The sequence below is a fragment of the Agrococcus versicolor genome (genome assembly GCF_039531815.1).
Lineage (GTDB): Bacteria > Actinomycetota > Actinomycetes > Actinomycetales > Microbacteriaceae > Agrococcus > Agrococcus versicolor.
Genome location: NZ_BAAAQT010000005.1, coordinates 144,918 through 169,256, shown reverse-complemented (window position 1 = coordinate 169,256; position 24,339 = coordinate 144,918). Strand labels below are relative to the sequence as shown.

Sequence of the window (24,339 nt, the reverse complement as noted above, 5' to 3'; positions counted from 1 at the left end):
GCTGAACCGCGTACAACCCGCTGAACCGCTCATCCCGTCAGCCGCGCGGGTCGCGCCCGAGCGGATTCGTCAGCGCGATCGCCGCCGCCCGCAGCGCTGCGCCGACGGCACTCACGTGCTCGCGCGTCGCGACGTCGGCGGGCAACGCGACCCCGATCGCGAGCGCGGGATCGCTCGGCGCCCACGCGGGCAGCGGCACCGCGACGCCCACGATGCCCTCGAACGACCGCCCCTCGTCGAGGGCGTAGCCGCGAGCGCGCGTCTCGGCGAGCCGCGCCACGACGGCGTCGACGTCGCCGGTGGAGCGGCTCGTGAGCCTCGGCGCGGGATGCGCCGCGAGCAGCGCGCGCACCTCGTCGTCGTCGAGGCCCGACAGCAGGGCATTGCCCGCCGCCGACAGCGCCGCGTGCAGCCGCGATCCGAGCGGCGTGCCGATGCGGCCGTGCGCACGGCCCTCGTGCCGGGCGAGGTAGAGCGCGTCGGCATCGGCGAGCATCGCGATCTGCACGACCTCGCGCCGCAGCACCGGCGAGGCCTCGCAGACGGCGAAGAGCTCGCGCACCTGGTTGAACTGGAACGCGTAGGCGGCGCCGAGCTCCGCCGAGCGCCGCCCGAGCCGGAAGCCGAGCGGCACCCGCTCGACCATGCCGCCCGCCTCGAGCGCGAGGCACAGGTTCGACGCCGACGACTTCGCGATGCCGAGCGCCTTCGCGACCTCGGTGAGGGTCATGGGACCCTCGGCGCTCGCGAGGATGCCGAGGATGCGGATGCCGCGCGTGACCGCGGGCGCCGGGTCGCGCTGGTCCGCGGCCTCGACGGCGCCCGCCGCGCCCGCCCCGCCCGTGGCGGCCATCAGTAGAACTCGACGGTGTCGACGACGTTGCGCATCGGCTCGCCGTCCAGCAGGCGCCGCGCGTTGTCGGCGAAGAGCGCGACGATGCGCGCGGGCTCGTCCTCGTGCAGCGCTGCGGTGTGGGGGCTGAGGAGCACGCGCTCGTGCGTCCACAGCACGCTGTCGGCCGGCAGGGGCTCGACGGCCGTGACGTCGAGCGCGGCGTAGCCGATGCGGCCGTCCTCGAGCGCCGCGACGAGCGCGGGCTCGTCGACGACGGTGCCTCGCCCGACGTTGACGAGGATCGTGCCCGGCCGCACGCCCGCGAGCACCCGCTCGCCGACGAGCCCCTCGGTGAGGGCGGTGCCCGGCAGCGTCACGACGATCGCGTCGACGTGGGTCGCGGCCTCCGCGAGGTCGTCGGCGGGGACGAGTCGATCGACGTGCTCGACGGGCTCGCCCGAGCGCGTCGTGCCCCACACCGTGGCGCCGAGCGCCGACATCCTCGCGGCGACCTGCCTGCCGATGCCGCCGAGGCCGACGACGAGCACCGTCATGTCCTCGACGTGGCGCATGGCCCAGCCGTCGTCCCAGCTGCGCTCGCGCCGTTGCCGCTCGAGGCGCGGCACGTCCTTCGCCCCGGCGAGGACGCCGAGCACCGCCCATTCCGCGAGCGGTGCGCCGTGCACGCCCGCGCTCGTCGTGAACGTCACGCGCTCGAGCGTCTCGGCGTCGAGCCCGGCGGCCTTCACCTGGCCGCCGCCACCGGCCGCCATGGTGTGCACCCAGCGGACGCGGTCGGAGGCTGCGAGCACCCTCGCGAGCGTCGTCGGGGAGTCGGGCACGCCGAAGATCGCGTCGGCGTCGCCGACCATCGCCTCGAACGCGGCCTGATCCTCCTCGGAGCGCGGCTGCCAGCCGGGCCTCGCCCACTCGCCGATCGAGCGGGCGGGCGGCGCGAGCCGCGCGTCGCGCACGACGTCGATGCGGGGCTCGAGCTCGGCGAGCCGGGCGCAGAGCGCCTCCGGCAGTGCGGTCGCGATCGCGACGCGAAGTCGATCCATGGCCCATCTCCCTCGATCGGTGTGCCGCGATCCTATCCGGCATCCATCAGGTTGGACCTGGTTCGACGGGATGGACCGCCATAGGGTGGGCGCATGAGCCAGCACGACGCCGTGGTCGGCGTGATCGGGCTCGGCGCGATGGGGCGACCCATGGCCGAGCATCTCCTCCGTGCGCGCGGTGCGCTGCGCATCACGGGACGGGCCAGGCGGCACGGCGACCTCGAGGCGCTCGGCGCGACCTGGGCCGAGACGCCGCGCGCGCTCGCCGAGGGCGCGGACGTCGTGGTGTCGATGCTGCCGGACCTCCCGCAGCTCGAGGACGCGCTCGACGGGCCGGACGGCCTGCTCGCCGCCGAGCGACCGCTGCTGCTCGTGATCGCCTCCACGTCCTCCCCCACGGGCGTGCGCGCGCTCGCCGAGCGGCTCGCGAGCGCGACCGACGGCCGCGTCCGCGTCGTCGACGCCCCCGTCTCCGGCGGCGTCGACGGCGCCACGGCCGGCACGCTGTCGATCATGCTCGGCGGCGAGGGGCCCGACTCCGCGGAGGCGGCGGCCGTGCTCGAGGCGTGCGGCACGCCCGTGCACCTCGGCCCGCTCGGCGCCGGCCAGGTCGCGAAGGCCGCGAACCAGCTCGTCGTCGGCGCGACCATGCTCGCGATCGCGGAGGCGACGGTGCTCGCCGAGCGGTCCGGCATCGACGTCGATCGGCTGTGGACGCTGCTGGCAGGCGGCTACGCCGGCTCGAACCTGCTGCGGTCGAACCACCGCAGGCTCGTCGACGAGGACTACGAGCCCGGCGGCCTCGCCCGGTACATGGTCAAGGACCTCGGGTTCGCCACCGACGTCGCCGACGCGACGAGCACGCACGCGACGCTGCTGCCCACGCTGCGCGAGGCGTACGTCGAGCTCGTCGAGCGCGGCCACGGCGACGCCGACCTCTCGGTCGCGCGACGCTTCGTCGCCGAGCGCTGACGACGGGCCGCCCCGGGCGCCTCCACTAGCCGAGCGTGCGCAGCCGCGGGCCGAGCTCGTCGGCGAAGAACGCCATGAACGCGTCCGCATCCTCGCTCGCGTCCATGAGCGCGACGTGGTCGAAGCCCGCGTCGACGAACGCCGAGACGACCTCGACGTGGCGCTCGACGTCGGGACCGCACGCGAACGACGCCTCCATGTCCTCGACGCGCACCGCCTGCGTCGCCTGGTCGAACGCCGTCGGGTCGGGCAGCTCGGCGAGCACCTTCCAGCCGAGCGCCCCGAACCGGAAGCGGCGGTGCGCGGCCTCGGCACCCGTGCGCGCATCCGCCGCGTACGCCGTCGGCGCCTCCGCGTAGCGCGGCCCGTCGCCGCCTGCCGCCGTCCACGCCTCGACGAGCGACGCGTCGGGATCGGTCGAGAAGATGCCGTCGCCGAGCTCGGCCGCGAGCGACGCCGCCTGCGGCCCGCCCGCGGCGACGACGATCTCGGGCAGCCGCTCGGGCAGGTCGTAGACGCGCGCGTCGACGAGCCGCAGGTGCTCGCCGCGATACGAGTGCGTGCCGCCGGACCACAGCATGCGGATGATCTCGAGCGACTCGCGCAGGCGCGCATGCCGATCCCCCACCTCGGGCCACCCCGCGCCGACGACGTGCTCGCTGAGCCGCTCGCCCGCGCCGACGCCGAGCGTGAAGCGACCGTCGGAGATGATCTGCAGCGTCGCCGCCGCCTGCGCGACGATCGCAGGGTGGTAGCGCACCGACGGGCACGTGACGCCCGTGGCGAGGCGCAGCGTCGTCGTCCTCGCGGCGATGGCCGACAGGATCGCCCAGGCGAACGACGAGTGCGCGTGCTCGGGCAGCCACGGGTGGAAGTGGTCGCTGATCTCGACGAAGTCGAACCCGGCGCGCTCGGCCTCGACCGCGCGGCGGATGAGCTCCTTGGGGGCGACGTCCTCGGCGAAGAGCTTGTATCCGATCTGCATGGGCCCACGCTGCCGCCGTCGCGGCGGGCCCGCGACCCCGTGGCGCCGCGCGCGACCGCGCGCTAGGCGGGCCGCGTCGTCGTGGCCACGCGGTAGACGCTCGTCGTCGCCGTCAGCCACAGCCAGCCCGCGTCGCCGAACGTCACGTTCGAGACCGTCTCGGGCACCGGCACGAACGCCAGCAGCTCGCCCTCCGGCGAGAGCACGTGCACGCCGTCGCCGCTCGACGACCACACCCGACCCGCGACGTCGATCGCGATGCCGTCGGGGGTGCCGCCGTCGATCCGGGCGAGGCGGCGCCCGTCGACGGCGCGCGCGTCGACCCCGACGCCCTCGACCCGGTACGCGCGGATGGTCGCGACCTCGTCGGTGTCGTCGGCGCCGGCCGACTCGGTGACGTAGAGCGTCTCGTGATCGGGGCTGAAGGCGATGCCATTGGGCTTCGCCATGTCGGTCACCATCGCCCGGATGCCGTCGGCCTCGCTCCAGCGGAAGACGAAGCATCCGCCGTACTCGCGCTCGCCAGGGTGCCCCTCCTTCGGCGACTCGATGCCGTACGGCGGGTCCGTGAACCAGATCGACCCGTCCGGGTGCTCGACGAGGTCGTTCGGCGAGTTGAGCCGGTGCTCGCCGAAGCGGTCGACGAGCACCGACACCGCGCCGTCGCGCTCGAGCTCGACCGCGCGCCGGCCGTGCGAGCACTGCACGACGCCGCCGCGCGAGCGCACGCGCGCGTTCGTGAACTCCACGCCCGTGCGATGCACGCGCATCGCGCCCGACTCGTCGACCTCGAGGATGCGGTCGCCGTGGATGTCCGACCAGCGCAGCACGCGCGCCTCGGGCATCCACAGCGGTCCCTCGCTCCAGCCGCATCCCGTCGCCATGCGCTCGACGGCCGCGTCGGGGGCGAGGAGCCCGAGGGGGTCGTGCACGGCTGCGGAGGACTGCGTCGTCATGCTCCGATCGAAGCAGACCGCGCCCGGTGCGCGGCAGGGCCTGCGACGCGCATGGGCGAGCGCCTAGCCTGGGACCGACCCACCGTCTCGAAGTGGAACTGGAGCAGCATGCCCACCGCCAACATCGCCGTCGTCGGCCTCGCCGTCATGGGGTCGAACCTCGCACGGAACCTCGCCAGCCGCGAGGGCAACACCGTCGCGGTCTACAACCGCACGACCGCGAAGACCGACGCCCTCCTCGAGGCCCACCCCGAGGCCGGGTTCGTGAAGGCCGCGACGATGCAGGAGCTCGCCGACAGCCTGCAGACGCCGCGCACCGCGATCGTCATGGTCAAGGCGGGCCGCCCCACCGACGCCGTCATCGACGAGCTCGTCTCGGTGTTCGAGCCCGGCGACATCATCGTCGACGGCGGCAACGCCCTCTTCACCGACACGATCCGCCGCGAGCAGGCCGTGCGCGAGACGGGCATCCACTTCGTCGGCTGCGGCATCTCCGGCGGCGAGGAGGGCGCGCTGAACGGTCCGTCGCTCATGCCCGGCGGCACCCCCGAGTCGTACGAGACGCTCGGCCCCATCCTGCGCGGCATCGCCGCGATCGCCGAGGGCGAGCCGTGCGTGACGCACATCGGCACCGACGGCGCCGGCCACTTCGTGAAGATGATCCACAACGGCATCGAGTACGCCGACATGCAGCTCATCGCCGAGGCCTACGACCTCATCCGCCACGCCACCGGCAAGAGCCCCGCCGAGATCGCCGACATCTTCACCGAGTGGAACGCGGGCGAGCTCGAGTCCTACCTCATCGAGATCACCGCCGAGGTGCTGCGCCAGGTGGACGCGACGACCGGAGAGCCGCTCGTCGACGTCATCCTCGACGCCGCCGGCGCCAAGGGCACCGGCGCGTGGACGGTGCAGACCGCCCTCGACCTGGGCGTGCCCGTCTCCGGCATCGCCGAGGCCGTCTTCGCCCGGTCGCTGTCGTCGAAGCCGCAGCAGCGCGCCGCGGGCGCCGCCCTCCCCGGTCCGTCGACGCCGTGGTCGGTGCAGGACCCCGACGCGTTCGTCGAGGACGTCCGCCTCGCGCTCTACGCCTCGAAGGTCATCGCCTACTCGCAGGGCTTCGACGCCATCGTGCAGGGCGCGATCGACCACGACTGGCAGATCGACAAGGGCGAGGTCGCGCGGATCTGGCGCGGCGGCTGCATCATCCGCGCCCGCTTCCTCAACCGCATCACCGAGGCGTACGCCGCCGACCAGGGGCTCGTCGCGCTCGTGACGGCGCCGTTCTTCTCGGACGTCATGGCGACGGCGCAGGACTCGTGGCGCCGGATCGTCGCGGGTGCGGCGCAGTCGGGCATCCCCGTGCCCGCCTTCGCCTCGTCGCTCGCGTACTACGACGGCCTGCGCGCGCCGCGCCTGCCCGCGTCGCTCATCCAGGGCCAGCGCGACTTCTTCGGCGCGCACACCTACCGCCGCATCGACGCCGAGGGCACCTTCCACACGCTGTGGTCGGGCGACCGCTCGGAGATCGCGGCCGAGGACACGCACTGACGCGCTGACGCACTCACGCGCGGACGACGACGGCGTCGGGAGGGCCACGGCCCGCCCGGCGCCGTCGTCGTCCGCGCCGGCGAGGGCGCTGCGCCCGACGTCCGTGGCACCATCGAGCCATGAGCGCCTTCCACGCCGACGCATCCGACCTCCCCGACAGGGAGGTCCTCACCTGGCAGGGCTTCGGCGACGCGGGGCGCGAGCTCGCCACCGCGATCGCCGCCGACGGCTACGAGCCGGAGATCGTCATCGCCATCGCACGCGGCGGCCTCCTGCCCGCGGGGCACCTCGCGTACGCGCTCGGCCTCAAGCTCGCCGACGCCATCAACGTCGAGTTCTACACCGACGTCGCGCAGACGCTGCCGGATCCCGTGCTGCTCGCACCGCTCCTCGACGCCGACGCCATCCAGGGCCGCAGACTGCTCGTCGTCGACGACGTCGCCGACTCCGGTCGCACGCTCGCGCTCGTGCTCGACCTGCTGCGCGGCATGGGGGCGCAGGCGCGCTCGGCCGTGCTCTACGCCAAGCCCACGTCGGTCGTCGACCCCGACTTCGTGTGGCGCCGCACCGACCGCTGGATCGTGTTCCCCTGGTCGGCCGAGCCGCCCGTCACCGCCCTCGCCGCGACGGGTCGGGAGGGATGACCGCGATCGGGTGCGTGAACGACTCGCGACGCGCCTCGGCCTCCGCGTCGCCCGTGAAGAGCCCCGGCGGCGTCGCGACGGGTCCCGTCGTCGGCCGCGTGCGCGGAGCCGCCGGGCGGGCGACCTGCCGCGGCTGACCGTCCGCCACGTGCACCCGCTGCACGGGCAGCGCCTCGGGATGCTCGGTGCGCAGCCACGTCACGAGCCGCTCGCGCACGCCGTGCCGCAGGTCGGCGAGCGTCGGACCGTCCTCGGCCGTCACGAGCACCCGCACGCGGACGACGCCGCCGACGGCGTCGGTCACCTGCAGCACCTGCACGCGCTCGTCCCAGATGGGCGTGTCGGCGAGGATGCGCTCGAGCTCGACCCGCATGGCGTCGATCGGCACGCGCCAGTCGAGGTCGAGCTCGATCGAGCCCATGACCTCGCTCGACGTGCGCGTCCAGTTCTGGAACGGCGTCGTCGTGAAGTACGTCGACGGCAGCACGAGCCTGCGCTCGTCCCACACCCGCACGACGATGTACGTGAGCGTGATCTCCTCGATCGTGCCCCACTCCCCCTCGACGACCACGACGTCGTCGACGCGGATCGCGTCGGAGCCGACGAGCTGGATGCCGGCGAACACGTTGCCGAGCACCGACTGCGCCGCGAGGCCCGCGACGACCGACGCGACGCCCGCCGACGCCAGCAGGCCCGTGCCCGCGACGCGCGCGCCCTCGAAGGTGAACAGCGCTGCGCCGCACGCGATGACGACCACGACCACGACGAGCACGCGACGCAGCACCGCCACCTGCGTGTGCACCTTGCGGCGATGCCGGTCGCCGCGCACGGCACCGTACCGATCGAGCACCGCGTCGCCCGCGACCCGCAGGATGCGCACGACGAGCCATGCCCCCACGCCGATCTGCGCGATGAGCAGCGCGTGCGCGAGCATGGCGCCGCCCGCCCCGAGGTCGCGCACGAGGCCCATCGTCGAGGCGGCGATCGCGAACGCGATGAGCGTCGCGAGCAGCATCACCGGCCAGCGCAGCGGCCTGCGGGCGGCGACGAGCCGCGTGCGCGAGCGCGTGATGGCGGCGACGACGCCCACGAGCGCCACGCTCGCGGCGATGCCGACGCCCACGGCGATCGCGAGCGCGATGCCCGTCGTGACGAGCAGGTGGATCGATGCGGGCACTGCGGCTCCCCCTCCGGTCGGAAGCGGGCCACGATACGTCGCGCACCCGTGCATCGCACGTCGCGGCGTGTCGAGCGGGGCGTTCGCGGTCAGGGCCGGCGGCGGTACTCGAGCTCCGGGCGACCGCGCGTGCCGTAGCGCGGGGTGCGATCGGCGACGCCCGTGTCGGCGAGGTGCTCGAGGTAGCGACGTGCCGTGACGCGCGACAGCCCGAGCTCGGCCGCGACCTCCGTCGACGACCGGGCGTCGCCCGACGACAGCAGCGTCGAGACCGCGTCGAGCGTGTCGGCCGACAGGCCCTTCGCGAGCCCGGGCGCGTTCGTCGTGCGCAGCGCCGCGATGGCCCGGTCGACCTCCTGCTGCGTGAGGCTCGACGCGCCCTCGAGCTCGTCGCGATAGGCGCGGTACTGCCGCATCCGCTCGGCGAAGACCGCGAACGCGAACGGCTTGATGAGGTACTGGACGACGCCCACGGCGACGGCCTCGCGCACGATCTCCAGCTCGCGCACCGCCGTGACGGCGATGACGTCGACGACGAGGCCCGCCGCGCGCAGCTCGCGGCACACCTGCAGCCCGTGACCGTCCGGCAGGTTCATGTCGAGCAGCAGCAGGTCGATGCGCTCGGTGCCCTGCTGCGCGACGCGCAGCGCCCGGATGGCGGCGCTCGCCGAGTGGGCGACGCCCGCGAGCTCGAAGCCCTCGCACCGCCCGACGTACGCGGCGTGCGCGTCGGCCGTGCCGCGATCGTCCTCGACGACGAGCACGCGGATCACGGCGCACCCCGCAGGGGCGCATCCGCGTCGGCCGGCCGTGCCGCGTCGGGCCGCGGCAGCACGACCGTCACGACGGCGCCGACCTCCTGCCCGAGCTCGATCGTGCCGCCGAGTCGCTCGACGGCCTGCCGCACGAGCGCGAGCCCGAAGCCGCGGCCGGCCGGCCCGTGCTCCTTCGTCGTCCAGCCCTGCTCGAACGCGAGCTCGCGGGCGTCGTCGGGCACGCCCTGCCCCGAGTCCGACACCTGCATGACGATGGCGCCGTCGTCGTCCGAGCCGAGGTAGACGGCGACCCAGCGCTCGCCGAGCTCGCGCGACGTCGCGCCCGTGCGCGCACGCGCCGTCGCGGCGGCGTCGATCGCATTGTCGACGAGGTTGCCGAGGATCGTCACGAAGTCGATCGGGTCGATCCAGTGCGTGCCCGGGTCGAGGCGCGTCTCGAGGTGCAGCTCGACGGCGCGCTCGCGCGCCTGCGCCGTCTTGCCGAGCAGCAGCGCGGCGATGACGGGCTCCTCGTCGGCGCCCACGACGCGATCGGCGAGGCGCTGGCCGAGGTCGCGCTCGGCGGCGGCGACCTCGAGCGCGCGCTCGGGCTCGCCGAGCGAGAGCAGCGAGGCGATCGTGTGCATGCGGTTGCCGAACTCGTGCGTCTGCGCCCGCAGCGCCGTCGCGAGCGTGCGCACGGCGTCGAGCTCGCCCGAGACGCGCGAGAGCTCGGTGCGATCGCGGATCGTGAGCATCGTCGCGTCGCCCGTGGGCACGTGCGCCGTCTCCCGCTCGACGACGAGCGAGCGCGAGCCGACGAGCACGGGCGCGACGGCGTCGTCCGGCTGCGCGAGCACGCGGCGCACCGCGCGCGGCAGCCCCGCCTCGGCGATCGCGACCGGCAGCGCGACGCCGCCGAGCCCGAGCATCGCTCGCGCGCGATCGTTCGCGAGCACGACGCGGTCGCCCTCGACGAGCACGACGCCGTCGTCGACGGAGTGCAGCACCGCCTCGTGCGCCGCGAACAGGTGCGCGAGCTCCTCGACGCGGCGCCCGCCCGTCGCACGCCGCAGCGTGCGCGCGAGCAGCCACGCCGCGAGCGCCGCGAGCAGCACCGCGGCGGCGAGCACGAGCGCGACGGTCGCGAGCCGCGTCACGACCTCGCCCGACACCTGCGCGATCGTCACGCCGCCCGAGACGAGCCCGACGACCTCCCCGTCGACGACGACGGGCGCGACGGCGCGCGCCGACGGGCCGAGCGTGCCCTCGTACGTCTCGGTCACGACCTCGCCGGCGACGGCGGGTGCGATCGTGCCGAGGAAGCGGCCGCCGATGCGCGAGGCGTCGGGATGCGTGTAGCGGATGCCGGTGGGATGCATGATCGTCACGTAGTCGAGGCGCGTGCGCTCGACGACCTCGAGCGCGTACGGCTGCAGCGCCGTCGACGCCTGGGCGACCGCCGCCGCCTCGTCGGCGTCGAACGTCGCGAAGGCCTCCGCGAGCGCATCCTCGATCGACGGATCCGACGCGAGCGTCAGCACGACGTCGCGGCTCAGCACCGTCGCCTCGTGCTCGGCGTCGGCCCGCGCGTCGAGCGCGAGGAGCGCGAAGGCGACGATCGCGCTCAGCACGAGCAGCGCCGCCGACTGCGCGAACAGCCGCGTCGCGATGCTCGCCTCGCGCCAGCGTCGACGCATGCGCTCCCCCTCGTGGCGGTGGGCGGCGCAGGTCGGCCGCTCCGCTGCGAACACGGTGCTGTCCGCTGCGAACTCGGTGCTGTCCGCTGCGAACCCGGTGCTGTCCGCTGCGAACACTATGCACGAAAGCGCGCACCACCGCCGTGCGGCAGCGATGCTTCCGAGCAGAAGCAGCGTCGCATCGTGGCGACGCGCCCAGGAGGAGCACCATGGCGACGACGCCCGCACCCAGCACCCAGAGGTCGACGCACCGGCGTCGCCTCGCCACCCACGGCCTCTACGTCGCGGTCATCGTCGCGGTGATCCTCGGCGCCGCGGTCGGCCTGATCTGGCCCGAGGTCGGCGTGGCCCTCAAGCCCGTCGGGACCGCGTTCGTCGCGCTCATCAAGATGATGATCGCGCCGGTCATCTTCTGCACGATCGTCCTCGGCATCGGATCGATCGCCAAGGCCGCGACCGTCGGCAAGGTCGGCGGCCTCGCCCTCGGCTACTTCATCGTCATGTCGACGTTCGCCCTCGCGATCGGCCTCGTCGTCGGCAACTTCGTCCACCCGGGCGAGGGCCTCAACATCGCCGGCTCCGAGTACGACGCCCCCGAGCAGGAGACGGGCGGCCCGCTGTTCGGCATCATCCCGACGACGCTCGTGTCGGCCTTCACCGGCCAGCACGTGCTGCCGGTCCTCTTCGTCGCCCTGCTCGTCGGCTTCGCGCTGCAGCGCATGGGCGCCCGCGGCAAGCCGCTGCTCGAGGGCCTCGCGCTCGTGCAGACGCTCGTCTTCCGCATCCTCACGATGATCCTGTGGCTCGCGCCCATCGGCGCGTTCGGCGCCATCGCCGGCGTCGTCGGCGAGACGGGCTGGGCGGCCATCGGCGCCCTCGCGACCCTCATGCTCGCCTTCTACGCGACGTGCATCGTCTTCGTCGTCGGCGTGCTCGGCACCATCCTGTGGCTCGTCGCGCGGGTGAACATCTTCCAGCTCATGGCGTACCTCGGCAAGGAGTACCTGCTCATCGTGTCGACGTCGTCGTCCGAGTCGGCCCTGCCCCGCCTCATGGCGAAGCTCGAGCACCTCGGCGTCTCGAAGCCCGTCGTGGGCATCACGGTGCCCACGGGCTACTCGTTCAACCTCGACGGCACGGCGATCTACCTCACGATGGCGTCGCTGTTCATCGCGACCGGCATGGGCATGCCGATGTCGCTGCCCGAGCAGATCGGCCTGCTCGCCTTCATGATCATCGCCTCGAAGGGCGCCGCCGGCGTCACGGGCGCCGGGCTCGCGACCCTCGCGGCCGGCCTGCAGACCTACCGCCCCGACCTCGTCGACGGCGTCGGCGTCATCGTCGGCATCGACCGCTTCATGTCGGAGGCGCGTGCGCTCACGAACTTCACCGGCAACGCCGTCGCGACCGTGCTCATCGGCTCGTGGACGCGGCAGCTCGACCGCGAGCAGCTCACCGAGGTGCTCGGCAAGCGGCGCCCGTTCGACGAGGCGACGATGGAGGACATCCACGGCTCGGGCACGGAGATCCCCGAGACGCACACGGAGGCGATCCGCGTGAGCGCAGGCGTCACGCGCTGACGAGGGACGCGGTCACGATGGGCTCGGCGGGCGACCGCCGGGCCCATCGGCGCGTCTGCGCCGCAGGGCGCGCACCGCGAGCGCGACGCCGAGCCAGAGCGCCGAGGCGACGACGCCGTACCAGGGCAGCGTGACGACGAGCGCGACGCACAGCACGAGCCCGAGCACCGAGATCCACGCGGGCACCCACGCGTCGCGCGACAACTCTCCGCCCGCCGCGCGACGCATCCGCAGCGCTCCCACGTGGCCGATGGCGTAGTAGGCGAGCACCGACGTCGACGACAGCGCGACGAGCACGACCGGCGGCGCGACGAGCACGAGCACGATCGCGAGGACGGCCATCGCCCCCTCCGCCACCGCGGGCGCCCGCGTGCGCGACGAGATGCGCGCGAGGGCGCCGGGCAGCTCGCCGTCGCGCGCCATCGCGAGGCTCGTGCGCGACAGGCCGGCGAGGATGCCCATGAGCGAGCCGAGGCACGCGATCGCCGCGACGACGACGAGCACGGCGTGCAGCACCGGATCGCCCACGAGGGATGCGACGGGCGTGTCCGGCCAGACGAGCGCGCCGGCGTACGCGTCCTGCGTCGCCCACGCGAGCAGGCCGTAGAGCACGAGCACGATGCCGAGCGCGCCGAGGATCGCGACGGGCAGCGTGCGCCGCGGGTCGCGCACCTCCTCGCCGAGCGTCGCCATGCGCGCGTAGCCGGCGAAGGCGAAGAACAGCAGGCCCGCCGCCTGCAGCACGGCGAGCGGGCCGGGGCCCGTGGCGAGGGCGCCGGTGTCGTGGCAGTCGACGGTGCCGGCGACGAACCCGAACGAGCCGTCCTCGGTCGTGGGGACGTCGCACGAGCCGACGCCAGGCGTCCAGACCTGCCCGGAGAGCGGCGCGTACGCCGACCACGAGCCCCAGGTCGGACCATCCGCCGCCGTCCACGCGAGCGCGAGCGCGATGCCCACGAGCGCGAGCGACACGACGACCCACGTGACCCACGCCGTGACGCGGATGCCCTGCGCGTTGAGCAGCGCGAGCGCCACGATCGCGACGATCGCGATCGGCTGCTGCGCGCCCGGCCACAGGTGGCTCGCCGCGACGAGGGCGATCGCGGCCGCCGAGCACGTCTTGCCGGTGAGGAAGAGCCAACCGGCGGCGAAGCCCGCCGTCGGCGAGAGCTCGGCGCGCGCGTACGCGTAGCCGCCTCCCGAGACCGGATGCCGCATCGCGAGCTGCGCCGTCGACAGGGCGTTGGCGATCGCGACGACCGCGGCGAGCAGCAGCGCGAGCCACAGCCACGTGCCCGCGACGGCGACGGCGGGCGTCCACACGAAGAAGACGCCGGCGCCGAGCATGGCGCACAGGCCGACGACGATGGCGCCGGGGGCGCCGAGCCGCCGCTCGAGGGCGGTCACGGACGGCTGGGGGTCGTCGGCACCCGGGCACGGTACCAGGGCGAGGTGACGCGTCGGCGTCGCAGCAGGCCGTCCTCGAGATCGACGTCGCGACCGGCAGCGTCGAGGGCAGGCTCGTCGGCGGCCCCTACGTCGTCACGAGCGACGCCGCGCTCGGCACGGTCGACGTCGAGGTCGAGCAGCGATCCGACGCGTCGCAGACGATCGTCGTCGACCTCGCGACGGGCTCGGTGCGCCTCACCGATCGCTGACGCGCTCGAGCAGGACGAGCACCTCGGCGTGGTCGTTGTGCGGGAACATGTCGAACATGCGCGCCCGCACCGGCCGCAGCGACGGCATCGCCTGCAGGTCGCGGGCGAGCGTCGTCGGGTTGCAGCTCGAGTAGACGACGTGCCGCGCGCGGGATGCCTCGAGCCGGACGGCGAGGGCGCCGATGCCGCGGCGCGGCGGATTCACGACCACGAGGTCGGCGTCGACCGTCGTGTCGTCGGCCGCCGTCGCGTCGCCCACGACGAAGCGCGCGGGCGTCGCGGTCGCGGCCGCCGTCTCGATCGCGCCGGCGATGGCCTCCGCGCTCGTCTCGACCCCGACGACGTCGCGGCCGGGGCGCGCGGCGTGCAGCGCGAAGCCGCCGACGCCGCAGTAGAGGTCGGCGACCGACGCGGGATCGACGTCGTCGATCCACGCGGTCGCCTCGCGGTACAGCGCCGCCGCGACGGCCGTGTTCGTCTGGAAGAAGCCGCCGGGCCGCAGCGCGAGCGGCACGCCGTTCAGGCGCATGACGAGCGTCTGCTCGTGGGTGAGCGGCACCTCGACGTCGCCCTCGACGACGGCGCGATGCTCGGGGAGGATGCTCGCCGAGGCCACGACGAGGCCGGGGATGCGCTCGCGCAGCCACGCGAGCCGCTTCGCGATGCGCGGCACGGCCTCGGTCGAGCGCAGCACGAACCGCACCATGAGCTCGCCGTCGGGGCTCGACGTCACGAGCACGTGCTTCAGCTCGCCGCGGCGCTCCGGCACCGAGTACGGCGGCACGCGCGCGTCGCGCACGAGCTCGGCGAGCACCGGCAGCGCGTCGCGGATGGGCTGCTCGTGGAGCGGGCAGCGGCGCAGGTCGACGCCGCGCCGCTCGCCGTCGAGGATGCCGAGCGTCGGCGCGTCGATCGTGCCGCCGGCGACCATCTTCGCCTTGTTGCGGAACGCCTCGACGGCCGAGGCCTGCGGCGGCAGCCACGTCGCCCCGGGCACGGCTGCTCGCGCCGCGGCATCCTTGCGTGCGAGCTGGTCGGCGTACGGCACGTCGATGCGCGTGCACGAGTCGCAGAGCCCCGCTCGGTGGTAGCCGCAGTCGAGCGCGGGCGCGGCGAGGGTCATGCGGGTCGAGTCGGGGTGCTAGGCGGCGCCGTCGAACATCGACGTGACGGAGCCGTCCTCGAAGACCTCGCGGATGGCGCGGGCGAGCAGCGGCGCGATCGACAGCACCTCGAGGCACTCGAACCGCTGCTCGGGCGCGAGCGGGATCGAGTCGGTCACGACGACCTTGTCGATGACGCCCGAGCCGAGCAGCTCGGCGGCCGGCGCCGAGAAGATCGCGTGCGTCGCGGCGACGATCACGTTCGTCGCGCCGTTCTTCTTCAGCGCCTCGGCGGCCTTGAGGATCGTGCGGCCCGTGTCGATCATGTCGTCGACGAGCAGGCACGTGCGGCCCTCGACGTTGCCGACGATCTCGTGCACCGACACCTGGTTCGGCACGAGCGGGTCGCGCCGCTTGTGGATGATCGCGAGCGGCACGCCGAGCTTGTCGCTCCACACGTCGGCGACGCGCACGCGGCCCATGTCGGGCGAGACGACCGTGAGGTTCGTCGCATCGAGGGTGGTGCGGAAGTGCTCCATGAGCACGGGCATCGCGAACAGGTGGTCGAAGGGGCCGTCGAAGAAGCCCTGGATCTGCGACGCGTGGATGTCGACCGACATGATGCGGTCGGCGCCGGCCGTCTTGAACAGGTCGGCGACGAGGCGGGCCGAGATGGGCTCGCGACCGCGGCCCTTCTTGTCCTGCCGCGAGTACGGGTAGTACGGCATGACGACCGTGATGCGCTTCGCCGACGCGCGCTTGAGGGCGTCGACCATGATGAGCTGCTCGACGAGCCACTCGTTCACCGGGTTGCCGTACGACTGCAGCACGAACGCGTCGGAGCCGCGCACCGAGTCGAGCATGCGGGCGTAGATCTCGCCGTTCGCGAAGGTGCGGGTGTCGGTGCCCATGAGCTCGGTGCCGAGCTCGCTCGCGACCGCCTCCGCGAGGGCAGGGTGCGAACGACCGGGGATGAGCACGAGGCGCTTCCGGTTCTTGGCGACGATCTCGGACACGGTGCTCCTACTGCTGGTGTGCGTCGGTGGGGTCGGCCGGGTGGGCCGTGGTCTGCTGCGCCTGCTCCGCGATGGCGCGGTCGGCGGCGTCGGCCGCGGCGGTGCCCGGCCTGCGCTCCTGCACCCATCCGCCGACGTTGCGCTGCGGCGCGACCGTCATGGCGAGGGCTCCGGGCGGCACGTCCTTGCGCACGACGGCGCCCGCGGCGGTCTTCGCACCGGCGCCGAGCTCGACGGGGGCGACGAGCACGGTGTGCGACGAGGTGTGGACGTGGTCGCCGACGATCGTGCGGTGCTTGCGCACGTCGTCGTAGTTCGCGGTGATGGTGCCGGCGCCGAGGTTGACGCCCTCGCCGATCTCGGCGTCGCCGACGTACGACAGGTGCGGCACCTTCGAGCCGTCGCCGATCGTCGCGTTCTTCGTCTCGACGGCGGCACCGATCTTCCCGTCGGCACCGAGGATCGTGCCGGCGCGCAGGAACGAGAACGGGCCGACGGATGCGCGTGCGCCGACGACCGCGAGGGTCACGTCGGAGCGGCGGACGACGGCGTCCTCGCCGACCTCGGTGTCGGTGACGGTCGTGTCCGGGCCGATCGTCGCGCCGCGCGCGATGCTCGTCGCGCCGTGCAGCTGCGTGCCCGGGAGGATCGTGACGTCCGGCTCGAGCGAGACGTCGGCGTCGATCCACGTCGAGGCGGGGTCGACGATCGTCACGCCCGCGAGCTGCCAGCGCCGCACGATGCGACGGTTGAGCTCGAGCGCGACGTCGCTGAGCTGCGCGCGGTCGTTGACGCCCGCGACGAGCCAGTGGTCGTCGATCGGCACGGCCTCGATGCGGCCGCCCGACGCCTGGATGCGCAGGGCGGCGTCGGTGAGGTACTTCTCGCCCTGGTCGTTGTCGGTGCCGAGGGCTGCGAGCGCCGTGCGCAGCGCGACAGCGCCGAAGACGTAGATGCCGCCGTTGACCTCGTCGATCGCGCGCGTGGGCTCGTCGGCGTCGCGCTCCTCGACGATCGCCTGGAACTGACCGCCGCGACCGCGGATGATGCGACCGAAGCCCGTCGGATCCGGCAGGCGCGTCGAGAGCACCGTGAGGGCGTTCTGCGCCTCCTCGTGCTCGCGCACGAGCTCGCGGAGCGTGGACGAGTCGATGAGCGGCACGTCGCCGGAGAGCACGACGACGAGGCCGTCGAACGCGTCGGGCAGCTGCGCGAGCGCGGCCTCGACGGCACGGCCCGTGCCGGGCACGTCGTCCTGGTCGGCGATGCGCGCGCTCGGCGCATGGTGCGCGATCTCCTCGACGAGCAGGTCCCGCTCGTGGCGCACGACGGCGACGAGATGCGTGGGCTCGAGCTCGTGCGCCGTGTGGAGCACGTGGGCGATGAGCGAGCGTCCGGCGACCGCGTGGAGCGGCTTGGGGGTCGCGCTGCGCATGCGCGTGCCTGCTCCGGCCGCGAGCACGACGACGGCGATCTGAGGCATCCGCACCTTCCCTCGGCTGAGCGGATTCCACCGTACCGCCCCGGACGGGGGCGCCTGCACCGGGCTGTCGCGAGCGCAGGCCGGCGGCGCCTCCTCAGGCGCCCGGGCGCGGGCGCAGCAGCAGGTCGAGCTGGTCGGCGAGGTACGCGTCGAGGCGCGTGCGCTCGGCGGCCGTGCGACCCCAGCGCACCCAGGCGACGCCGCCGCGGATCGCGAGCACGGCATCCGCAGGCGCGTCGACGAGCGACTCGTCGATCGCGATGGGCGTCGTGGCGTGGTTCACGACCTCGCCGAGCTCGAAGCCGCCGGCGATCGCGGCGACCCGCTCGGCACGGCGCAGCTCGACCGATGCCGTGAGCCCCTGCGGCCGGCCGGGATCGGCGACGCGCGTCGACGTGCCGGTCGCGTGCACGCCCCCGTCGCGATCGAGCAGCAGCGCGCCCACGCGCCACACCGCGCCGCGGCGCTCGATGCGCGGCGGCTTGCCCATGCCGAGCATGCGTCGCGGGATGACGACCTCGCCGAGCGCCTCCTCGCGGGCTCCGGCCGCCTCGAGGCGCCGCACGGCATCCGCGAGCGCCGCGCGCACGGCATCCACGGCCTCGCTCACGACGCCTGCACCTCCGCGACGCGCCGCACGACCGCCCGGCTGGCCTCGAGCACCTCGCGCTCGTGCGTGAGGTGCACGGCGTGCTCGGCGCCGGGCCACGAGCGCAGGGGCACGCCGAGCGCGTCGGCGATGCGCTGATGGGAGGCGCGGATGGGGTCGCTCGCGCGTCGGTCGGCGGTCACGACCGCGGCGGGCACGCGCGGCAGGCGCGCGACGTCGAACGTCGCGGCGACGGCTGCGATGCCCGTCGCCGCACGGGCGAGCCGCGCCATGTCGGTGTCGCCGAGGTGCAGGAGCTCGGTGCGCGCCGCCGGCGACACGCCGTGCCTGCGGGCGGAGCGCCTCCCGGATGCGCGCAGCAGCGCCCCGAGCGCGCGGGCGACGAGCGGGACGCGCGCGAGCCGCGCCGTCTGCTCGGCGCGGGTCTCCACGAGCGCCCCGAGCGCGGGGTCGTCGACGGGCGTCGCGTCGAGCAGCACGAGGCCCGCCACGTCGCTCGGATGCGCGGCCGCGAGCAGCAGCGCGACGGCCCCGCCGAGGCTCTGCCCGATCGCGACCACCGGGCCGAGGCCCTCCGCGGCGAGCAGGTCGTGCAGCGCGTCCGCCGCGTCCTCGAGCGACCCCTCGACCTCGCTCGCACCGACGCCGGGGCGATCGTGCAGCACCACGCGGCAGCCGGGGTCGGCGACGAGCCCCTCCGCGAGACCGGGGAAGAACCCGTCGATGCCTGCGGCGCCCCCCGGCAGCAGCAGCACGACCGGTCCGGACTCCCCCACGATGCGCATGCCTGCGAGCGTACCGAGGGCGCTCCGCCACCAGGATTCGAACCTGGACTGCACGGCACCAAAGGCCGGCGTGCTGCCGTTACACCATGGCGGATCGCGCCCTCCAGCCTACGAGGCGCGCACGGGCGCGACCGCCGCGCCCCGGGGTCCGTGCGTCAGCGGTCGGCGCCGACGTCGATCCCGGGGTCGCCGGCGTGGGGCTGGTCGTCGGGCTCGGGCAGCTGGCCTCGCGTGGCGACGAGGCTCGCGATCGTCGCGATCGCGATCGTCGCCGCGATGACCACGAGCGAGAGCCAGATGGGGATCTCGGGCACCTGCTCGAGCGGCTGCCCGCCGTTGACGAACGGCAGCTCGTTGACGTGCAGCGCGTGCAGGATCAGCTTCACGCCGATGAAGGCGAGGATGACGGCGAGGCCCTGCGCGAGGAACACGAGGCGCTTGAGGAGCCCGCCGATGAGGAAGTACAGCTGGCGCAGGCCCATGAGCGCGAAGGCGTTGGCCGTGAAGACGATGTAGGCCTCCTCGGTGAGCCCGTAGATCGCGGGGATGGAGTCGACGGCGAAGATGAGGTCGACGAAGCCGATCGCGACGATCGTGAGCAGCATGGGCGTGATGTGGCGCGTGCCGTCGATCTCGACGGTGAGGCGGTCGCCGTGGTACTGGTCGGTGACGGGGAGCCTGCGACGGATGAGGCGCATGGCGCGGGAGTCCGTCGGGTCGGACTCGTGCGACGAGAACGCCTGCCGCCAGGCGAGCACGAGCAGCAGCGCGCCGAAGATGTAGAAGATCCACGACAGGTTCTCGATGAGCGCCGCGCCGACGGCGATGAACCCGCCGCGCAGGATGAGCGCGATGACGATGCCGATGAGCAGCACCTTCTGCTGGTACTCGCGGGGCACCGCGAACCCGGTCATGACGATGAGGAAGACGAAGATGTTGTCGACCGACAGCGCCTTCTCGGTGAGGTAGCCCGCGAAGTACTCGCCGCCGAAGTCCCACCCGGAGACGACGCCGATGCCGACGCCGAACAGCAGCGCGAGGCCGATGTAGAACGCCGACCAGCGCGCGGCCTCCCCGATCGACGGCTCGTGCGGCTTCCGCACGTGCGCGAAGAACTCGAACACGAAGAAGCCGATCGTGACGGCGATCGTGACGATCCAGATCAGCGGCGTGATCTCCATGGCGCTCCCCCTCCGCGCGCGCATCGCGCGCTCCCCGAGAGACGAATCTGGCATCCGACCGCTGATATCCGCGATCCCAGCCGACTCCCAGGAATCCGTCCGGGCACGCCCTGCCAGACTCGTCGCATGCCAGCGCACGACGAGGTCGACGAGATCATCGCGCAGTGGGTGCGCGTGCGTCCCGACGCCGACGTCGCACCGTTCGCGGTGCTCTCGCGGCTGACGCGCCTCGCGCGCAGGCTCCAGCGCGTGCGGGCCGCGGCGTTCGCGGATGCGGGCATCGAGGCGTGGGAGTGGGACGTGCTCGCGGCGCTGCGCCGTGCCGACGACGCCCTCACGCCCAAGGAGCTCATCGCGCAGACCATGGTGACGAGCGGCACGATGACGAACCGCATCGACGGCCTCGTCGCCCGCGGGCTCGTCGAGCGCAGCGCGAACGACGCCGACCGGCGCTCGACGCGCGTGCGCCTCACCGACGACGGCCTCGACCGCGTCGACTCCGCCCTCGACGCCCTGCTCGATGCCGAGCACCGCGTGCTCGCCGGCATGGGCCACGACGATCGCCGGCGGCTCGCGCGACTCCTGCGGGACGTGGGCGAGGGGCTCGAGCCCGGGCCGGCGCCCGGCTCGTGACGGGCTCGGCGTTCGTCGCGCGAGGCTCGCTGCGGCATCTGCTCGCCTCGACCCTCGCCGCCGTGCTCGCGACGTTCGGCATGGTCGTGCTCGGCGTCGGCATCCTCGTCGGCCCTGCGGGCGCGGTGCTGGGCGTCACGTCGATCGGGCTGCTCGCGTGGCAGTGGCGGAGGCTGCCGCGGCGCATGCTCGTCGTCGACGCGCCCGGCCCCGACGCGCGCCTCTGGCACGGCCGCGACGGCGCTGCCTCGCTGCTCCTCGCCGACGTCGCGGGCGGCATCCTGCAGCGCACCGCCGGCATGACCTACCGGGGCTGGCGCACGGGGGCGGACGTCGAGCACTGGCTGCTCGTCGGCGACGACGGGCAGCGCCTCGCGCGCGTCGACGGCCAGGGGCTCTCGCCCGACGACCTGCGCGAGGCGAGGCGGCGCATCGGCGGCACGTGGATCACGGCGCGCGAGGCCCGCGACCGTGGCCTGATGCCCGCGGACGCGCCCTGGGGCATGCGGCACCCCGGCGGCTCGGTCGCGGTCGTGCTCGCGGCGACGGCGGCGACCATCGCCCTGCTCGCGGGCATCGGCATCCTGCTCACGGCGCTCGGACGCCCTGCGCTGCTGTGGCCCTGGTGGTGACCAGGGCGCGCGTGACGACCGGGCCGCGGCCGCTCAGTACCGGTAGTGGTCCGGCTTGAACGGACCCTCGACCGGCACGCCGATGTAGCGCGCCTGGCGGTCGCTCAGCGTCGTCAGCCGCACGCCGAGCGCGTCGAGGTGGAGGCGGGCGACCTCCTCGTCGAGCACCTTCGGCAGCACGTGCACGTCGGTCGCGTAGTCGGCGGCGCGCTGCGCGAGCTCGATCTGCGCGAGCACCTGGTTCGAGAACGAGTTCGACATCACGAACGACGGGTGGCCCGTGGCGTTGCCGAGGTTCATGAGACGGCCCTCGGACAGGACGAGGATCGAGCGGTCCGTCGGCAGGCGCCACTCGTGCACCTGCGGCTTGATCTCGACGCGCTCGGCACCCGTGGCGGCGAGGCCCGCGACGTCGATCTCGTTGTCGAAGTGGCCGACGTTCGCGACGATCGCGAGGTGCTTCATCGCGAGCATGTGGTCGGTCGTGATGACGTGCTCGTTGCCGGTCGTCGTCACCCAGATGTCGACCTCGCCGAGGTGGTCCTCGACGCGCCCGACCTGGTAGCCGTCCATCGCGGCCTGCAGCGCGCAGATCGGGTCGACCTCGGAGACGATGACGCGCGCGCCCTGGCCGCGCAGCGACTCCGCCGATCCCTTGCCGACGTCGCCGTAGCCGACGACGAACGCGACCTTGCCGCCGATGAGCACGTCGGTCGCGCGGTTGAGGCCGTCGGTGAGCGAGTGGCGGATGCCGTAGCGGTTGTCGAACTTCGACTTCGTCACGGCGTCGTTGACGTTGATCGCCGGGAAGAGCAGCCTGCCCTCGCGGGCGAGCTCGTACAGGCGATGCACGCCCGTCGTCGTCTCCTCGGTGACGCCGAGCAGGCCCTCGGCGATGCGCGTCCAGTACGAGCCGTCGCGGGTGATGGATGCCGTGAGCACGCCGTCGACGACGCGCTCCTCCTCGCTCGCGTCGTCGGGCGTGACGGGCAGGCGCCCCTCCTGCTCGAGCGCGCGGCCGCGGTGCACGAGCAGCGTGGCGTCGCCGCCGTCGTCGAGGATGAGCGTGGGGCCCTCGGCGCCGTGCTCGCCGCCGAAGGCGAAGATCTGCTGCGTGCAGGCCCAGTACTCCTCGAGCGTCTCGCCCTTCCAGGCGAACACGGGCACGCCCGCGGGCTCGTCGACCGTGCCGGCAGGGCCGACGACGACGGCGGCGGCGGCCTCGTCCTGCGTGGAGAAGATGTTGCACGACGCCCAGCGCACGTCGGCGCCGAGCGCGACGAGGGTCTCGACGAGCACGGCCGTCTGCACGGTCATGTGCAGGCTGCCCGCGATGCGCTGGCCGGCGAGCGGCTGCTCGGCGGCGTAGCGCTCGCGCAGCGCCATGAGGCCGGGCATCTCGTGCTCGGCGAGGCGGATCTGGTGGCGTCCGGCCTCGGCGAGCGCGAGGTCGCGCACGTCGAAGTCGAGGCGGCGGGCTGCGTCGACGGTCATGCCCCCATCCTCCCACCCGGCGGGCGGCGGGGTCGACGGCGTTCGCCCGTGGCGCGACGGGGCCGCGGGCGACGCGCGGGCGTCAGACGCGGATGATGGCGAGCGCCGCGTCGCGCATCCGCTCCATGGTGCCGACGTCCTCGGCCTCGACGTTGAGGCGCAGGAGCGGCTCGGTGTTCGACGGCCGCACCGAGATCCACCACGACCGGTCGTGCGCCGTGATGCACAGGCCGTCGAGCTCGTCGAGCTCGCCGTCGCGCCCGAAGGCATCGACGATGCGCGCGTACGCCGCCGGCACGTCGTGCACGGTGGAGTTGATCTCGCCCGAGGCCGCGTACGGGCTGAAGCGGCCCGCGAGCGCCGACATCGTCTCGGCCGAGCCGCCGAGCTGCGCGAGCACGTGCATCGCCGCGAGCATGCCGTTGTCGGCGCCGTAGAAGTCGCGGAAGTAGTAGTGGGCGCTGTGCTCGCCGCCGAAGACCGCGTTCGTGCGCGCCATCTCGGCCTTGATGAGCGAATGGCCCACGCGCGTGCGCACGGGCGTCGCGCCGGCCGCGACGATCGTCTCGGGCACGACGCGCGAGGAGATGAGGTTGTGCAGCACGACGACGTCGGTCTCCCCCGCCGCCTGCACGCGGCGCACCTCGCGCAGCGCGACGATCGCGGAGATCGCGGACGGCGACACGGCCGCGCCGTGCTCGTCGACGACGAAGCAGCGATCGGCGTCGCCGTCGAACGCGAGCCCGAGGTCGGCGTCGTGCTGCACGACCGCCGCCTGCAGGTCGACGAGGTTCGCCGGCTCGAGCGGGTTGGCCTCGTGGTTCGGGAACGTGCCGTCGAGCTCGAAGTACATCGGCACGATCTCGAGCGGCAGCGCCGCGAGCCCGGCCTCGGTGCCGAGCACCGCGGGCACCGTGAGGCCTCCCATGCCGTTCGCTGCGTCGACGACGACGCGCAGCGGACGGATGCCCGAGAGGTCGACGAGGGAGCGCAGGTGCGAGGCGTAGTCGGCGAGCACGTCGCGCTCCACGAGCGTGCCGCGCGTCGCCGCCTCCGGGATGCCCGTCTCGAGGAAGGTCGCGGCGCGATCGCGGACGGCGGAGAGGCCCGTGTCGAGGCTCATCGACTGGGCGCCGGCGCGCGCGAGCTTCATGCCGTTGTAGGCGGCGGGGTTGTGGGAGGCGGTGAACATGATCGCGGGCGCCGCGAGGCTCCCGGAGGCGAAGTACGACTCGTCGGTCGAGCACAGCCCGATCCGCAGCACGTCGCCGCCACGGGTGCGGATGCCCTCGGCGGCGGCCTCGGCGAGCCCGGGCGACGACGGGCGCATGTCGAACCCGACGACGATGGGCTGCGCGATGCCGACCTCGTCGGCGAACGCGGCGGCGAGCGCGCGGACGACGGCGGGCGTGAGCTGCCCGTCGACGAGGCCGCGCACGTCGTAGGCCTTCACGACGGCGTGGAGGGCGTCGGCGTCGGTCATGGTCGTGCCTTCCTGGGACTGCGGTGGGGGCGGTCGTCGAGCGCC

General features: G+C 73.9%; 22 protein-coding genes and 1 tRNA gene. 6 read left to right on the top strand and 17 right to left on the bottom strand.

Annotated elements, in window-relative coordinates:
• Window positions 1-37: 37 nt before the first annotated feature.
• Entirely contained in the window at window positions 38-853 is an 816-nt protein-coding gene (locus ABD249_RS03515; protein WP_344340353.1) for an IclR family transcriptional regulator, read from the bottom strand.
• Entirely contained in the window at window positions 853-1,896 is a 1,044-nt protein-coding gene (locus tag ABD249_RS03510) for a D-2-hydroxyacid dehydrogenase (protein ID WP_344340351.1), read from the bottom strand. Before ABD249_RS03510 ends, ABD249_RS03515 begins: the two co-directional genes overlap by 1 nt.
• A 93-nt stretch (window positions 1,897-1,989) precedes the next feature.
• Between ABD249_RS03510 and ABD249_RS03505 the strand changes: the two genes are divergently transcribed.
• A complete protein-coding gene (locus tag ABD249_RS03505) occupies window positions 1,990-2,868 on the top strand; it encodes an NAD(P)-dependent oxidoreductase (RefSeq protein ID WP_344340348.1) in 879 nt (292 codons plus the stop codon).
• 25 nt (window positions 2,869-2,893) lie between these two features.
• On the opposite strand, the gene ABD249_RS03500 is transcribed toward ABD249_RS03505, so the two are convergent.
• Window positions 2,894-3,853 carry a TIGR03557 family F420-dependent LLM class oxidoreductase gene (locus tag ABD249_RS03500; RefSeq protein WP_344340346.1) on the bottom strand — a complete coding sequence of 320 codons (960 nt, stop codon included), beginning with the start codon at window positions 3,851-3,853 and terminating at the stop codon, window positions 2,894-2,896.
• Window positions 3,854-3,915: 62 nt separating this feature from the next.
• Window positions 3,916-4,809, bottom strand: a complete 894-nt coding sequence (locus tag ABD249_RS03495; RefSeq protein WP_344340343.1) for an SMP-30/gluconolactonase/LRE family protein — start codon at window positions 4,807-4,809, stop codon at window positions 3,916-3,918.
• Window positions 4,810-4,917: 108 nt separating this feature from the next.
• Here ABD249_RS03495 and gndA point away from each other — a divergent pair, with 108 nt between their 5' ends.
• Complete coding sequence (gndA, locus tag ABD249_RS03490) at window positions 4,918-6,360, top strand: NADP-dependent phosphogluconate dehydrogenase (RefSeq protein WP_344340341.1); 1,443 nt, start codon at window positions 4,918-4,920, stop codon at window positions 6,358-6,360.
• Between the two features lie 119 nt (window positions 6,361-6,479).
• Entirely contained in the window at window positions 6,480-7,004 is a 525-nt protein-coding gene (locus tag ABD249_RS03485) for a phosphoribosyltransferase (RefSeq protein ID WP_344340339.1), read from the top strand.
• On the opposite strand, the gene ABD249_RS03480 is transcribed toward ABD249_RS03485, so the two are convergent.
• The 3 genes from ABD249_RS03480 to ABD249_RS03470 form a co-directional block, all read right to left on the bottom strand.
• On the bottom strand, window positions 6,970-8,181 hold the full coding sequence (locus ABD249_RS03480; RefSeq protein WP_344340337.1) for a mechanosensitive ion channel family protein: 1,212 nt from the start codon (window positions 8,179-8,181) through the stop codon (window positions 6,970-6,972). The two genes, ABD249_RS03485 and ABD249_RS03480, sit on opposite strands and share 35 nt — an antisense overlap.
• 89 nt (window positions 8,182-8,270) lie before the next feature.
• Window positions 8,271-8,954 (bottom strand): response regulator, encoded by a 684-nt coding sequence (locus tag ABD249_RS03475; RefSeq protein ID WP_344340334.1) that lies wholly within the window; start codon window positions 8,952-8,954, stop codon window positions 8,271-8,273.
• Window positions 8,951-10,636, bottom strand: a complete 1,686-nt coding sequence (locus ABD249_RS03470; protein WP_344340332.1) for a sensor histidine kinase — start codon at window positions 10,634-10,636, stop codon at window positions 8,951-8,953. The genes ABD249_RS03475 and ABD249_RS03470 overlap by 4 nt, the downstream gene beginning before the upstream one ends.
• A gap of 209 nt (window positions 10,637-10,845) precedes the next feature.
• Here ABD249_RS03470 and ABD249_RS03465 point away from each other — a divergent pair, with 209 nt between their 5' ends.
• Entirely contained in the window at window positions 10,846-12,216 is a 1,371-nt protein-coding gene (locus ABD249_RS03465; RefSeq protein ID WP_344340329.1) for a cation:dicarboxylate symporter family transporter, read from the top strand.
• Window positions 12,217-12,228: 12 nt separating this feature from the next.
• On the opposite strand, the gene ABD249_RS03460 is transcribed toward ABD249_RS03465, so the two are convergent.
• The 8 genes from ABD249_RS03460 to ABD249_RS03425 all read right to left on the bottom strand — a co-directional run bounded on the left by ABD249_RS03460 (window position 12,229) and on the right by ABD249_RS03425 (window position 20,052).
• Window positions 12,229-13,623: an APC family permease gene (locus tag ABD249_RS03460; RefSeq protein WP_344340328.1), complete on the bottom strand. Its 1,395-nt coding sequence runs from the start codon at window positions 13,621-13,623 to the stop codon at window positions 12,229-12,231.
• 237 nt (window positions 13,624-13,860) lie between these two features.
• The gene (locus ABD249_RS03455) at window positions 13,861-14,997 is read right to left on the bottom strand and encodes a methyltransferase domain-containing protein (protein ID WP_344340327.1); all 1,137 of its coding nucleotides are present in this window, start codon (window positions 14,995-14,997) and stop codon (window positions 13,861-13,863) included.
• Window positions 14,998-15,015: 18 nt separating this feature from the next.
• Window positions 15,016-15,993 (bottom strand): ribose-phosphate diphosphokinase, encoded by a 978-nt coding sequence (locus tag ABD249_RS03450; protein WP_344340326.1) that lies wholly within the window; start codon window positions 15,991-15,993, stop codon window positions 15,016-15,018.
• Between the two features lie 7 nt (window positions 15,994-16,000).
• Complete coding sequence (glmU, locus tag ABD249_RS03445) at window positions 16,001-17,476, bottom strand: bifunctional UDP-N-acetylglucosamine diphosphorylase/glucosamine-1-phosphate N-acetyltransferase GlmU (RefSeq protein ID WP_344340325.1); 1,476 nt, start codon at window positions 17,474-17,476, stop codon at window positions 16,001-16,003.
• 94 nt (window positions 17,477-17,570) lie between these two features.
• A complete protein-coding gene (locus ABD249_RS03440) occupies window positions 17,571-18,086 on the bottom strand; it encodes a hypothetical protein (protein ID WP_344340323.1) in 516 nt (171 codons plus the stop codon).
• On the bottom strand, window positions 18,083-18,871 hold the full coding sequence (locus ABD249_RS03435) for an alpha/beta fold hydrolase (RefSeq protein WP_344340322.1): 789 nt from the start codon (window positions 18,869-18,871) through the stop codon (window positions 18,083-18,085). The genes ABD249_RS03440 and ABD249_RS03435 overlap by 4 nt, the downstream gene beginning before the upstream one ends.
• Window positions 18,872-18,893: 22 nt before the next feature.
• Window positions 18,894-18,965 (bottom strand) — tRNA-Gln (locus ABD249_RS03430).
• 61 nt (window positions 18,966-19,026) lie between these two features.
• Window positions 19,027-20,052 carry a TerC family protein gene (locus ABD249_RS03425; protein WP_344340321.1) on the bottom strand — a complete coding sequence of 342 codons (1,026 nt, stop codon included), beginning with the start codon at window positions 20,050-20,052 and terminating at the stop codon, window positions 19,027-19,029.
• 126 nt (window positions 20,053-20,178) lie between these two features.
• Here ABD249_RS03425 and ABD249_RS03420 point away from each other — a divergent pair, with 126 nt between their 5' ends.
• Window positions 20,179-20,685, top strand: a complete 507-nt coding sequence (locus ABD249_RS03420) for a MarR family winged helix-turn-helix transcriptional regulator (protein WP_344340319.1) — start codon at window positions 20,179-20,181, stop codon at window positions 20,683-20,685.
• The gene (locus ABD249_RS03415; protein ID WP_344340316.1) at window positions 20,682-21,317 is read left to right on the top strand and encodes a hypothetical protein; all 636 of its coding nucleotides are present in this window, start codon (window positions 20,682-20,684) and stop codon (window positions 21,315-21,317) included. Before ABD249_RS03420 ends, ABD249_RS03415 begins: the two co-directional genes overlap by 4 nt.
• A gap of 33 nt (window positions 21,318-21,350) precedes the next feature.
• On the opposite strand, the gene ahcY is transcribed toward ABD249_RS03415, so the two are convergent.
• Together ahcY and ABD249_RS03405 are read right to left on the bottom strand one after the other, a co-directional pair.
• Window positions 21,351-22,811 carry an adenosylhomocysteinase gene (gene ahcY / locus ABD249_RS03410; protein WP_344340314.1) on the bottom strand — a complete coding sequence of 487 codons (1,461 nt, stop codon included), beginning with the start codon at window positions 22,809-22,811 and terminating at the stop codon, window positions 21,351-21,353.
• Between the two features lie 82 nt (window positions 22,812-22,893).
• Window positions 22,894-24,294 (bottom strand): phosphomannomutase/phosphoglucomutase, encoded by a 1,401-nt coding sequence (locus ABD249_RS03405; RefSeq protein ID WP_344340311.1) that lies wholly within the window; start codon window positions 24,292-24,294, stop codon window positions 22,894-22,896.
• Window positions 24,295-24,339: the final 45 nt, after the last annotated feature.